This is a genomic window from Pedobacter anseongensis, assembly GCF_037482965.1.
Lineage (GTDB): Bacteria > Bacteroidota > Bacteroidia > Sphingobacteriales > Sphingobacteriaceae > Pedobacter > Pedobacter anseongensis.
In genome coordinates this window covers 589,008-602,210 of sequence record NZ_JBBHKB010000001.1, presented here as the reverse complement: position 1 = coordinate 602,210, position 13,203 = coordinate 589,008, and the positions used below count along the sequence as shown (strand labels likewise).

General features: G+C 39.0%; 8 protein-coding genes. 2 read left to right on the top strand and 6 right to left on the bottom strand.

Annotated elements, in window-relative coordinates; translation table 11 throughout:
* Nucleotides 1–54: 54 nt before the first annotated feature.
* Complete coding sequence (locus WG904_RS02800) at nt 55–3,819, bottom strand: S8 family peptidase (RefSeq protein ID WP_339577760.1); 3,765 nt, start codon at nt 3,817–3,819, stop codon at nt 55–57.
* On the opposite strand from WG904_RS02800, the gene WG904_RS02795 reads away from it, so the two are divergent.
* On the top strand, nt 3,818–4,285 hold the full coding sequence (locus WG904_RS02795; RefSeq protein ID WP_339577759.1) for a hypothetical protein: 468 nt from the start codon (nt 3,818–3,820) through the stop codon (nt 4,283–4,285). The genes WG904_RS02800 and WG904_RS02795 overlap by 2 nt on opposite strands.
* A gap of 1 nt (nt 4,286) precedes the next feature.
* Here WG904_RS02795 and WG904_RS02790 read toward each other — a convergent pair whose 3' ends face one another.
* Genes WG904_RS02790 through WG904_RS02775 form a run of 4 tightly spaced genes read right to left on the bottom strand, consistent with a single transcriptional unit; the run spans nt 4,287 to nt 10,702 of the window.
* A complete protein-coding gene (locus WG904_RS02790; protein WP_339577758.1) occupies nt 4,287–5,135 on the bottom strand; it encodes an N-acetylglucosamine kinase in 849 nt (282 codons plus the stop codon).
* Nucleotides 5,136–5,152: 17 nt separating this feature from the next.
* The gene (locus WG904_RS02785; protein WP_339577757.1) at nt 5,153–6,475 is read right to left on the bottom strand and encodes a TolC family protein; all 1,323 of its coding nucleotides are present in this window, start codon (nt 6,473–6,475) and stop codon (nt 5,153–5,155) included.
* 1 nt (nt 6,476) lies between these two features.
* Nucleotides 6,477–9,599: an efflux RND transporter permease subunit gene (locus WG904_RS02780; protein WP_339577756.1), complete on the bottom strand. Its 3,123-nt coding sequence runs from the start codon at nt 9,597–9,599 to the stop codon at nt 6,477–6,479.
* The gene (locus WG904_RS02775) at nt 9,596–10,702 is read right to left on the bottom strand and encodes an efflux RND transporter periplasmic adaptor subunit (protein WP_339577755.1); all 1,107 of its coding nucleotides are present in this window, start codon (nt 10,700–10,702) and stop codon (nt 9,596–9,598) included. Before WG904_RS02775 ends, WG904_RS02780 begins: the two co-directional genes overlap by 4 nt.
* Nucleotides 10,703–10,852: 150 nt before the next feature.
* On the opposite strand from WG904_RS02775, the gene WG904_RS02770 reads away from it, so the two are divergent.
* Nucleotides 10,853–12,667: a M61 family metallopeptidase gene (locus tag WG904_RS02770; protein WP_339577754.1), complete on the top strand. Its 1,815-nt coding sequence runs from the start codon at nt 10,853–10,855 to the stop codon at nt 12,665–12,667.
* A 41-nt stretch (nt 12,668–12,708) separates the two neighbouring features.
* Here WG904_RS02770 and WG904_RS02765 read toward each other — a convergent pair whose 3' ends face one another.
* Nucleotides 12,709–13,188, bottom strand: a complete 480-nt coding sequence (locus WG904_RS02765) for a hypothetical protein (protein WP_339577753.1) — start codon at nt 13,186–13,188, stop codon at nt 12,709–12,711.
* Nucleotides 13,189–13,203 lie beyond the last annotated feature (15 nt).

Genomic DNA, 13,203 nt, shown 5'->3' with positions numbered 1-13,203 from the left:
AATACCGGCAAACTCCGTGTTCTCCGTGCATTCTCGGTTTCTCTGTGTTAAAACTTACTTAACTACGCTTATTTTTCGAGTGTAAACTTTCGAACCTACGCTCACATTTAGCACGTAAATTCCCCCAGAAAATGCGTTTAAATTAATTTTATTGGTGTATGTACCCGAAAAGTTCGCTTTCTCTTCGGTAAAAACCACTTGCCCTAAGAGGTTACTAATCTGAATCTTTACGTTTGCTTTTTGTGCAACAGCAAATGAAACAGTGACATCGCTTCTAGTGGGAACAGGATATGCTTTTAAATCGATACCAATAGCATCCTTCGTTTTAACACTAGTAACATCAAATTCTGAAGATTGCATCAAGCAACTGCTGGCGTTAAGGACCTCAACACTATATTTTCCGTTTTTAAGTGGTGTAAAGGTGTTACTGGTGGCGCCAATAATTATTTTGCCATCTAAATACCATTGGTTGCCCGTTTGTGCACTTGAGCTAAGTATATCACCCGTTTGGGTAATTATAGGGGTGTTTACCTTTACAGCCAGCCTAGGCCCTCCTAAGCAGCCTCCAGCCCTTATCTTTAAATCGTAAAAGTAATAAAAGAACCCTTTGAAGTAATTTGGACTGCCTTCTAATTCTGCAGTATTTCCTATAATGCTAAATAAATTTAACGCAGTTTGATAGGGATAAGTGGTAACAGCACTTGCATTGTTATTTCTAAAAATGGTTGCACCTCCCAAATATTCGATATTAATGGTAAAATTGCCCGCACTGGGCAAGACTAAATTAAGCATATATACTTGGCCCTGATCGGCAAGGTCGTTTATCGCTACTCCCGCTACAGGTACGGTTTTGGTGGCGTTAACATTTAACAATACCGACGAAACCGCAATTCCAGAACTATTTACAGCGGTAAATCTAATTTGCCCAGAATTTCCAATGTATAGTCGAGCACTTTCTAAGGTAATGGGAACTAAAGTGCTTACCGAAATGCCTGGCGTAAATTGGTTGTAGCCTCCATCGCCAATTTCGGCTTTGGTTTTAGGTCCAATATCTGCTTTGAAATCATTAATGCCAACAAAATACCCCGTATTTGTATTCGGTTGGGTTGCCGTTGTCGTTGCTTTCCCAAAAGCAATCGGATTCGTATCGCTTACGTTTTTATACCAAAAAATGGTTGAAGCTGTAGCAACATCGGCGCTTAATACATACGAATTTAGGTTGGTGCAGAAAAAAGCAGTACCTGTAGTAGCATTGGGCGCTGTGTTTACGGTAAAACTTCCATTGTAGATGTTATTGGTGTTTACTACATCGCCGGGTAAATTGGTGCTTGCCGTTAAACTATACGTTTTTCCAGCTTGTGCGTTAAAACCTGTTGGTAAAGTAAAATCGATCTCGTTTAAATAGGGTAATGAGCCTGTATAAGTGGCATTTAGTATAGCAATTACAGCCGAATTTTCGCTAATGCTAACTGTAACGGGAATGGAAGTTAGCGTTTGCGCGCCGTTGTTTTTTAAGGTAAGGGTTACTTTTTGATCGGTGTTGGCGCAAATAGTTGCGATTGGATTAACCAGCGCTTTTAAAGAAACATCTAAGGTAGGGTTTAAAAAAATAACTCTGTAATCTTGAGTTTCGCCCTTCGCATAGTTGCCACACGCAGAAACAGTTGCGGCATTATTAGTTTCGGTTAAAACTACTCTTAATAGCGAAAAATTATTAATACTAACTATATCTGGAACCGTAATGTTCGTGATAAAAGTGCCTGTAGTATTAATTATAGTGCTTGTTGCTATGAGTTCTTCGGTATCGTTAAAATCGCCATCTCCATTCCAGTCCACAAATACTTTTGCTATTTTATCAAAGTTTGCGCCACAGGTGCCTAAAGTTAAACTTAGTGGATACGTTTTTCCTTTTTCTAAATTAAGGGTCTTCGAAGTGAAATCTGAATAGCTAGTACAGCCAGCGCTAGCACTATTATCAATATTCGATAAGTTAAAATTCATTATTTTCGAATCTGCATTGCTGGTTGGTGCCGAAGAGCAGTACGTTGCGCCACCTATTCCGGTTACCACCATCGAAAAGGCTTGTGGGCCTTTAACTAAAGTGCCTTTGTGACTAATGGTGATTGTATAATTTTTCCCTGGTATAGCATTTGCAATATAAACCTGTTCTACATTATCTCTAAAATTATCGCCGGTAGTAGCAGCGGCCGATGGATTTGCTGGATCTAGGACCCACGCTCGATATGCGTGGTTTTGGTCGTCTTTAATGCTGATGTCTAAATCGTTCACCAAACGAAGTGTAGTATTATTGAGGGCGTTAGCTGTAGAAACAGGGCTGGCTTCTGGGTCTGTCCAGCAAATGGTAGCGATTAATGGGCCAGAGCCAGAAGCTATAACGTTAATAGTTTGTGTAGCGGCTTGTGCAAGGGTATTTTCGTGGATGATACTTTTTGTGTTTTTTGATAAAATGGTTTTCGCCGCTTCTTCCATGTTTAAAAGGCCCCATCCGTAAATATAATCTGGGCCCGGATTAGCGCCAGCCTCCGTAGCTGTACCTAATACTAATGCTTTAACTGTTGCAGAACGCATGTAGGCCCCTGCGTTTTTCTGGCTATAGAGTTCTTGCAATAAAACCAGCGAACCACTAACATTTGGCGACGACATTGATGTGCCAGAAAGCGTAGCATAAGCCGTAGTGCCGCTGCTTGTTGTTGATGTTAAATTAACACCGTCGCCCACCAAATCAGGCTTAATGCGCCCATCATCTGTAGGACCCCAACTGCTAAAACTCGAAATCTGGATGCTCGATGTTGAGGTAGGGCCAAAGGGAAGGGGATTAATCGCACCAACGGTTAAAATATTCTTGGCATTTCCATAGGTAGAAATAATATCGTATCCATTATTACTGCTTAAACCTTCAGGTCGGTTTCCGGCACTTGCCATCACACCCGATGTATTATAACGGTAATAAGGTTCGCCTACAGCAGGTCCATTTTCGTTTCTAGCATTGCCGGCCGATTTTACGGGTAGATAATAAGGCGCATTGTAGCATATCTGGTCCCAATCTCTGGCAGCTGAATTATAGTAACCAAATTTGAAATCTTCTGTTGCGCCAACATTTCCATAAAATTCCCAGCGTGCAGGCGTTACATCGCTGTTGTATTGCCACCCGGCTAATGAACCATAAGAATGATTAGAAATGAGGAGAGTTGCGGCATTGGCCGACATTTCGGCGACATCACTGTTAAAATCGAATGCAGAAAGCTGAGGTAAGCCATATGCCATTCCCTTTGCAGCAGCATAAATTCCGCTCGCCATCATGGTTCCGGCAACGTGTGTAGCGTGACTAGAAATTGTTGAACCGTTATCTTTCGTCTTTATGCGTGCAGGTGCAAACTCGGTATGGGTAGTTAATAGTGCCCCACCATCCCAGATAGCCACTTTATCATTCGGCAGGGTACTGCCACTTAAGGCTAAACCTAATCCACCCCCAGTGTATAATTTTGGCGTGCCTGTAGTAGCTGCCGCGGTAGTGTTGTTATCTGTAATGTAGTAAATAGGCAAGCCTAAATCATCCACCCCCTGTAAAGCAATAATAGTTCCTGTTTTGGTTACCCTTAGCGTTTCCCATCCTTTTTCCTTGGCCATCCGAAAAGCACTTTGCCTATTTATATCAATTTTTTCTTGTAGGGTGGCAGCATTTTCATGTAAAAAAACTACATTGGTTTCTTTATTCGAAATTTGGGCATAAGAAGTAAACGACACTAACGAAAATAGCGTTAAATAGAAACCAATGTTTACGTAGCCTTTTTTTAGCATGGAGAAATATACGAGATTATTTTTATTTGCGATGCTTAGTTGCTCATTTAGCTTTTGCTCGAGTGTAAAAGACAGGGAAGCTTCGATTAAGCAGGGCATATTTGGCCGTGTACTTTGGCTACAGGGAAATTTTATGCCATCGCCCGATCGGTCTCAACAAAAGGGAGGTACACCAGCAGTACGAACTTTATATATTTATCAACTCACTAAATTCAGTGAAACCACTGGAGAATCGCCATTGTTCTCGAAGGTAAATACAAGCTTGGTAGCCAGAGTTAAAACAAATAATGATGGCTATTTTCAATGTAAATTATTACCTGGAAAATATTCTATTTTTACCCTAGAAGAAGGTGGAAAGTTCTTCGCTAGCCTTTCTGATGGGGCTGGAAATGTTGCTCCTTTTGAGGTAAATATAGGGGAGGTAACACGATACGATATACGTGTGAATTACAAGGCGGCTTTTTAGTCTATATCCCCTCCCTTTTGAGAATATAATCAAAGATTCCTTCAATTGGTTTCTGTAAGATTTTGCCAATGCTAATTTGGTTCTTTGTACAAACTTCCCTTAATTCATCCTGATAGTAAAAAGCAATTGAACCAACAAAATTACAAGGAATGGTTTTGTACATCTTGTAATCTTTAATGTTAGTATCTACAAACTCCTGAAAGCCATCTTTTAACATTTGCTGAATAAATGGGTGACTTTTATGTGCAATCATAAATCGGCTAAAACTAGCCAAATAAGAATTGGGTAGTGGTTTTTGATAAATGTTGTTAATCACGATGTCTTTAGTAACTTCAAAGGTTTTTGCAAAATTCTGACGTAGATCGTCGGGCATTGTATCATATAAATACGAAACAAGCACTTTTCTGCCAAAGAAAGTGCCAGAACCCTCATCGCCCAATACATAACCTAAACCATGATTTCCATTGTGTACGGTACTCCCATCGTAATACGAAATGTTAGAACCGGTGCCCAAAATGCAAGTTAAGCCTTCTTCATTACCACAAGTAGCGTAAGCAGAGCCAATTAAATCGTGGTCTACACTCACAAACGCTTTGGTAAAAAAAGACGATAGTCCGTTAGATACAATTTCGTGCTTATCTGGCGAGGAACAGCCAGAACCAAAAAAGTACACTTCTTTTACCATATCGGCGATAATGCCCAGCCCTTTGTTTTTAGATAATATTTTTAAAATATCATGTGCATTTAAAAAGTAAGGATTGATGCCTTGGGTACTGAAAGATTGGATTTCGGTTGGACTATATACCATCCAATCTGTTTTAGACGACCCACTATCTGCAACTATAATCATGCACTAAAATAACAATCTTATTGAATATTTAACGTGCCGCTTAACTCTTTTAACGTAATTTCTGCCAATTTAGCTTGGTACTGTGTTTCCACATACCGAGAATTAGCAGCTATAGCATTTCGCTGCGCTTCTCGTAATTCTAGAGGGGGAATGCTTCCGAGTTTATATTTATCTAATGTAATCGATAAATTCTGATTAGCGATATCTACATTTTTTTGCTCCAACTTTACCAATGCTAAATAGGTGCCATAGTTTTGATACGCAGTAGAAAGTTGGGTTAAGAGTTCTTGTTTCGTTTTATCGAAAGTTAATTCAGTAGAGCTAATCGCTATTTTTGCATTGCGCTCATTTTGTCGCTGTAAAAACCCATTAAAAATGGGAATGCGAGCTGTTAACCCGTAGGTTAACCCGTTTGCTTTAAATTGAGTGTTAAAACCTGTCGGACTAGTACTTCGATTAAATTCGTATCCACTATTTAAACCTATTACTGGATATCGATTAGCTTTTACTTCTTTTAAAGTAAGCTCGGCTATTTTTTTATCGATAAAGGCTGCTTGTAAATTTGGATTTAATTGTTCTAATTGTCCAGCCAACGTACCATAATTCAGGCGCTGGTCGATGCTCATGTTGCTGGTTACGGTAAAACGAATATCAAGAGGCCTTACCATGAGTTGGTTTAAACGCACCATGTAGGTAACGGCTAAATTTTGCTGCTGTAGATAATTCGATGTATCTGTATTATAATCTACCTGAGCCGCTAATACATCTAATTTTGAGCCTTTTCCCAATTGCAATTTGTTATCTGCTATTTTTACACGCAAGGTAGAAACATCAATAGCGCTATCGGCCGCATTCACCAATTGCTGTTGTTTAACCAAATCGTAATAGGCATTTATCACTTGTGAGATGGTAGTTAAAACTGTACCCTTTGCGATTACTTCCCCTTGTTTCTCGAAAGCCCTTAATTTATCATAGGTAGCAAACATTTTAAACCCATCGAATATTGTCCAATCTAAGCCAACCCCATACGCCATATTAGTACTTCTTGCGCCATCTGTTACTTTTTCGGTTCCAGATGCCTGTGTTTGTACCGTGTTTTGTCGACTTCCACCAGTACTAAATGTGCCCGCTATACTTGGTAAAAGACCAGCATTGCCCGGATTTACATTATTTTTAGCAATTTCTAAATCGTTGCTTACCAATTTAATGTCGTAGTTATTTTTTAACGCAAGGGTTATTGCTTCTTGGAGCGTGAGCTTTTCTTGCGCAAAGAGTGGAGTTGTGCAGTGCAACAGTGCAAGTACTATACCATATATAAAGTGTTTTGTCTTCATCTTCATTTTATGTGGTTATATTTTTACTTAAACCCTCTTCAGCCGCTGCTGCATTTATCGAATCAGTTAATTCTTTATTCTCTTTGTGTTCTTTAGACCAGTACGAATAAATGGCAGGAATTACAAATAAGGTTAATACCAACGAAAATAACGTTCCACCAACAATTACTGTTCCCATGCTCATTCTACTTTTTGCAGCAGCACCTAAGGCCAGGGCAATGGGTAATGCACCAAAAGCAATTGCCATACTCGTCATTAAGATAGGTCTTAACCTCGATACTGCCGCTTCCCTAATTGCTTCTTGTACAGGCATGCCTTTCTCTTTTAATTGATTGGCAAATTCTACAATCAAAATACCGTTTTTAGTTACCAGTCCGATAAGCATAATAGTGCCGATTTGACTGAAAATATTCCAACTTTGACCGCATAACCAAAGCGATAAAAATGCTCCAGCTACAGCCATTGGTACGGTTAAAATAATAATTACTGGATCTTTAAAACTTTCGAATTGCGCTGATAAAATTAAATATACCAGCAAAAGTGCTAAGCCAAAGGCAAACATGGTATTTGAAGAACTCTCTTGAAAATCTCTTGATTCTCCGCTCAAATCTGTTGTAAACGTATCGTCCAATACTTTTGCTGCGATCTCGTCCATCGCTTCAATACCATCGCCAATACTTTTTCCTGGAGCTAAACCTGCCGAAACGGTGGCAGAGATAGAACGGTTGTTTCGGTAGAGTTGTGGCGGACTGCTTTGTTCTTTAGCGGTAACCAAATTATCTAGCTGGATGAGTTGACCTTTATCGTTTCTTACATACACCGAGCTTAAATCTAACGGGTCTTTACGGTCGCTCACATCAAACTGCCCAATAACTTGATACTGCTTGCCATTCATAAAGAAATAGGAGAAACGTTGCCCACTTAAGCCTAATTGCAGCGTCTGTGCAATATCTACTATAGAAACGCCTAAATTTTTTGCTTTGGCTCTATCAATAGTTAAGTTAATTTCTGGCTTATTAAACTTGAGGTTAACATCGGAAGTAGAGAAAATCGGATTTTTCGAAACTTCATCCATAAACAAAGGCACTTTTTCTCTCAATTTTTCAAAATTTTGCGCTTGGATGATGTAGCTGATGGGTAAGCCACCTCTTCTTCCCACCGAAATTGTAGGTTGTTGATTAACGGTTACTTTTCCTTCGGTATATTTTTTAGTAATCTTGGTAAGCTTTTCAGCAATTTCTTTTTGACTTCTCTCGCGTTCGCTTGGATCTGTTAAACCCATTCTTAAATATCCCGAATTGGTAGAGCCTGCACCACCAAAACCTGGTGAGGTAATGGTAATGTTAACCTTTTTTTCGGGAACGGAATCCATTACCATTTGGTTAATCTTCGAAACAAACCTATCGGTATAGGCAAATGATGAACCTTCTGGAGTAGAAATGCTCATGTTTATGGCGCTTCTATCGTCGTATGGTGCGGTTTCTTTAGGCAGCAAGTTCCAAAAAAGCACAATTAATCCAGTACAAACAAGAATAATGGGAACGGCTAACCACCTGCGTTTTAAAAAGGCGTGCAGATTATCTTTATAGGCCTCATTAAGTTTCACAAAATAGGGTTCCGTAAAATTGTAGAAACGAGAAGGTTTGTGGCCGCCTTTTTTCATTAAATAGGCATTTAACATGGGAGTTAAGGTTAGCGATACAAATGCTGAGATTAATACGGCCGCACCAATAACTACCCCAAACTCTCGAAATAGCCTGCCTACAAATCCCTGCAAAAAGATTACGGGTAAAAACACAGCTGCTAACGTAATTGAAATGGAGATTACCGCAAAGAAGATTTCATTAGATCCTTTAATAGCCGCTTCAATTGGCGAATATCCCTCTTCTACTTTTTTAAAGATATTTTCGGTTACCACAATGCCGTCATCAACCACTAAACCCGTCGCTAAAACAACAGCAAGCAAGCTCAGTACATTTATCGAATAACCAAAAATGTACATGATAAAGAAAGTAGCAACTAACGAAACTGGAATATCGATCAAGGGCCTAAATGCAATGGCCCAATCCCTAAAAAATAAGTAGATAATTAAGATTACAAGTACTAGAGAGATCAAAATGGTTTCTGCCACTTCGGTTACTGATTTTTTAATAAAAATCGTAGAATCATAAGATATGTTCAGCTTAATATCAGCGGGCATATCTTTTTGCAATTTATCGTAACGGTTATAAAACTCTTTACTGATTTCTAAGTAATTCGCTCCTGGCTGAGGGATAATTGCCACGGCGACCATGGGTTTGCCCGATTCACGAAGCACCGTTTCCTCATTTTCAGAACTCAATTCTACTAAGGCTACATCTTGTAGTTTAATTACGTTATTGCTGTCGGTCTTTAAAATAAGGTTGTTAAATTCCTCAACCGTAGTTAATTTACCGAGTGTTTTTACCGTAAGTTCAGTGGCTGCACCCGATAATTTTCCAGAAGGAAGTTCAACATTTTCGTTGTTAAGTGCAGTTACAATATCTTGTGAGGTTAGCCCGTAAGAAGCTAAGCTATTAGGGTCGATACGGAGGCGCATGGCATACTTTCGTTGACCTTGAATTTGAACACTACTTACCCCTGGTATGGTTTGGATACGATCGGCAATTACATTTTCAGCGAAATCACTCAATTCGGTAACATTTCTTCTATCGCTTTGGATGGTCATCGATAAGATATTGTCTGAATTCGCATCCGCCTTGCTAACTACTGGTAAACCATCAATATCTTTTGGGAGGCTACGAGCTGCTTGAGATACTTTGTCGCGTACATCATTTGCCGCTTCTTCAATATTCTTACCCAGATCAAATTCTATAGTGATGTTACTTGTGCCTTGATTACTTGATGAAGATATATTTCTAATCCCATCAATAGCGTTAATCGATTTTTCGAGTGGTTCTGTAATTTGTGATTCTATAATATCTGAATTCGCGCCTGGGTAAGAGGTACGTACCGAAACTACAGTGGGATCAATAGAAGGATATTCGCGAATACCTAAAAAACTATATCCAATAAATCCGAAAAGAAGAATCATTAAGTTCATTACAATTGCAAGAACTGGACGCTTTATGCTTGTGGTGGAAATGCTCATTTCTTAGGTCCTTTTTCTTTACTTCCTGCAATCTTAACCTTAACGGGGGCATCGGGCTTTAAGGCCATAGCACCAGTTGTTAGAACGGTATCGCCAATACTTAAACCCGAAGTTATGACCACGCTTTCGGCGGTTCGTGTGCCGGCTTCAACAGGTACTTGTTGTGCTTTTCCATTTTTGCTAATGTAAACCATTTTACCTTTTAATACCGGAATTACGGCTTCAGAAGGGACTAATATTGCGTTCTTTTGCTCACTCAACGCTAATTTGATCTTCGCAAACGAGCCCGGTAATAATTCGTTATTTGGATTTGGTGCCAAAGCTTTTATCTGTAAGGTTCGGGTTTGCTGATTAATGCCCGGCTCTATAGCAAATACTTTTCCTGTATATACTTTTCCCGAAGCGTCGGTTTCAAAGTTGATCGATGAATTCAATTTAATTTGCCCGACATATTTTTCAGGAATAGAAAAATTCACTTTCACAGGGTTTGTACTCATTAAATTAGCAATTGCCATAGCAGGCGTAAGGTATTCACCTACTGAAATAGAACGCAGACCAATTTTTCCGCTAAAAGGAGCTCTTAATGTTGTTCTTGCTAGCTGAGCGCGTACAATTTGTGCTTGGGCTTTTAACGATTTTAAATTAGCTAGGGCAATTTCATATTCTTCTTCACTAATTGCTCCTTTGGCTAATAACTGTTTTGCACGGTTTTCGCTCGTGGCGGATAAATTTTCTTTAGTTAAGGCATCTTGTAGTTGCGCCCGTATATCGTTGTCGTTAATTTTCACTAGAACAGCCCCTTTGGTAACGTTGCTTCCCTCTTTAAAATTAATGGCCGTTACTAAGCCCGAAACTTCGCTGCGAAGCACTACCGATTCGTTAGCCTCTATGCTTCCTGTAATCTCTAAATTATTAGAAAATGAAGTTCCAGCAACCACAATGCCATCAACAGCTAATGGAGGAGCTGAGAGACCACCCTTTGCATTTTTACCACCGCCTTTTGGGCCATCACCACCAATTTTTTTATTCTCAGAAATTCTATAATAAACTAAATAGGCAAGTCCGAGCGCTAGGATAATATAAAAGATATATCTTTTCTTCATAATGTGTATTACAGTTAGGTAACGCACAAAAATATTTAATTGTTTCTGTTATCGATTGATGTACTAAGTATGTTACAGCATTATAGTGGATTTAATTATCAAAGAAAAACAGAAATTATATTTTTGTAATATATTGTTAAAAAAATGAATATGATCAAATCAATTTTTGCCTTGGGCATTTTATTTACCCTTACCATGTCGGCACAAGCACAAGTAAAGATAGGCTTCGAAGTAAGCTTTAAAGAGCCTCAAGCGCATTATGCAGAGGTAGAAATGAATGTTTCAGGTACTGCTACAAAAAATTATATCGATGTTAAAATGCCAGTGTGGACCCCGGGTTCATATTTGATACGCGAATTTGCAAAAAGTGTTGAAGGTTTTACAGCTACCGCCGGAGGAAAGGCGATTAAATCAGAAAAAGTAACTAAAAACACTTGGCGTGTGTACAACAAAAAAGCAGGTTCAGTTAAAATTAACTACCGTGTATATGCATTCGAAATTTCTGTGCGTACTGCCTTTATTGATGCAAGTCATGCATTTTTGTCGCCCGCCAATATATTCATGTATCCCGCTGGTATGATTAAAACCCCAAGTACGGTTAAAATTATTCCGTTTACCAATTGGTCTAAAGTAAGTACTGGATTAGAGCCAGTTGCAGGAAAAGAATTTACATATACTGCTCCAGATTTCGATATTTTATATGATAGTCCGCTAGAGGTAGGTACACAAGATGTATTCGAATTTATGGCGGCTGGTGTTAAACACGAAGTGGCGATGTATGGTGGTGGCAATTACGATAAGGAAAGGCTAAAGGTAGATATGGCTAAGGTTGTTGAGCAGGCTACCGCAATTTATGGCGAAAATCCGAACAAGCATTATACGTTTATTGTGCATAATTATGCACAAGGTGGAGGCGGTTTAGAGCATTTAAATTCTACTGTTCTAGGTGCTTCACGTAATGCTTACAGTACACCGCGAGGTTACAGTGGCTTCTTAGGTCTTGTTGCCCATGAGTATCATCACCTATGGAACGTAAAAAGATTACGCCCAATTGCCTTAGGACCGTTTGATTACGATAATGAAAACTATACCACCAATTTGTGGATAGCAGAAGGTTTTACTTCTTATTATCCTAATAAATTTATGATTAGGGCAGGATTTATCGATGCAACAGCATTTGTAAATAGTTATGCAGGTGCCATCGCTTCGGTAATGAATACGCCAGGTTCGAAAATAAATTCAGCAGCAGCATCAAGCTTTGATGCTTGGATTAATCCAGCGTATCGCCCATCAGAAAATGCAAACAATACCTTTATCTCTTATTACAGCAAAGGACAAGTAATTGGTAATTTGATGGATTTAGAAATCATTAATGCGACCAAAGGCGCTAAGAGCTTAGATGATGTTATGAGAGCCATGTATTTGCAATGTAAAACGCTAAAAAGAGGGTATACCGATGCAGAGTTTAAAGCGATGGTTGAGAAAATAAGCGGGATTAGCTTTACTAACTTCTGGGCTAAATACGTTACCGGTACAGACGATATAGAAATTGCGAAGTACTTTGGTTACGCAGGTATTGATGTTGTAAATGAAAATGAAGGTAAGAAAATTCCATTTTTTGGAGCGAGTGCTGGTGGTAGGTTCTCGGCCGCAGCTACTGGAGGTAGAGTAATTATTACAAGTATAGTTAGAGGTTCAGGAGCATGGAATGGTGGAATTAATGTTAATGATGAGATCGTATCAATAGATGATGTACCAGCAGAAGCCAACTTGGACCGGATGCCTCAAATTGCCAATAAAAATGTTGGTGATGTGGTGAAGGTAAGCATTATCCGCGATGGCTTAAAGCAAAACTTAGCCGTTACTTTAGGAAATAATAATGCAGTTAGGTATAAAACTACCATTAAAGAAGATGCTACGCCTTTGCAATTGGCAGTGCGTAAAAAGTGGATGGGGGTAAATTAAAAAATGGAATCCCCTGACAACGTCGGGGGATGCCATTTTTTTTAAAAGGTATAGCGTATACCTAAGCCTACATCGCCACTGTAAAATCCTGTGTTTTGTGTAAGTCGTAATGCAGGTATCCAATCTACTGAAAGATTAAAGGGTACGTCATTAAATTTGTAGTCTAGCCCTAAAACACCATTTGCAGATAAGTAAGCCTCACCGTCAAAATTTTTAGCTTTGTACGAACCAATGGTAGCGCCAGCACCATAGTAAAAGTTTAATCCTTGAGCGCCATTTATTGGTTTATACACTTCATATAAGCCTGTTAGATTGAAATAATCTACGTTGTCTTTATCATTTCTGAAGTTTAAAATTAATTCGAGCATGGCGCCTTTGCTTAAGCCTGTTTTGAAACTAATTCCATTGGCCGAGCCAAAACGACCACCAATAGCATTTTTGTAATCTTGAGCATTCGCATTTGTAGTGCTCAGCGTTAAAAGGGAAATTCCTGTGAGTAGAGTAAAAATTAATTTCTTCATAATATTATTTTTTAT

Coding starts and splice junctions, on each gene's coding strand:
- WG904_RS02795 (WP_339577759.1), top strand. CDS start 3,818: ATGGAGAAATATACGAGATTATTTTTATTTGCGATGCTTAGTTGCTCA.
- WG904_RS02800 (WP_339577760.1), bottom strand. CDS start 3,819: ATGCTAAAAAAAGGCTACGTAAACATTGGTTTCTATTTAACGCTATTT.
- WG904_RS02790 (WP_339577758.1), bottom strand. CDS start 5,135: ATGATTATAGTTGCAGATAGTGGGTCGTCTAAAACAGATTGGATGGTA.
- WG904_RS02785 (WP_339577757.1), bottom strand. CDS start 6,475: ATGAAGATGAAGACAAAACACTTTATATATGGTATAGTACTTGCACTG.
- WG904_RS02780 (WP_339577756.1), bottom strand. CDS start 9,599: ATGAGCATTTCCACCACAAGCATAAAGCGTCCAGTTCTTGCAATTGTA.
- WG904_RS02775 (WP_339577755.1), bottom strand. CDS start 10,702: ATGAAGAAAAGATATATCTTTTATATTATCCTAGCGCTCGGACTTGCC.
- WG904_RS02770 (WP_339577754.1), top strand. CDS start 10,853: ATGATCAAATCAATTTTTGCCTTGGGCATTTTATTTACCCTTACCATG.
- WG904_RS02765 (WP_339577753.1), bottom strand. CDS start 13,188: ATGAAGAAATTAATTTTTACTCTACTCACAGGAATTTCCCTTTTAACG.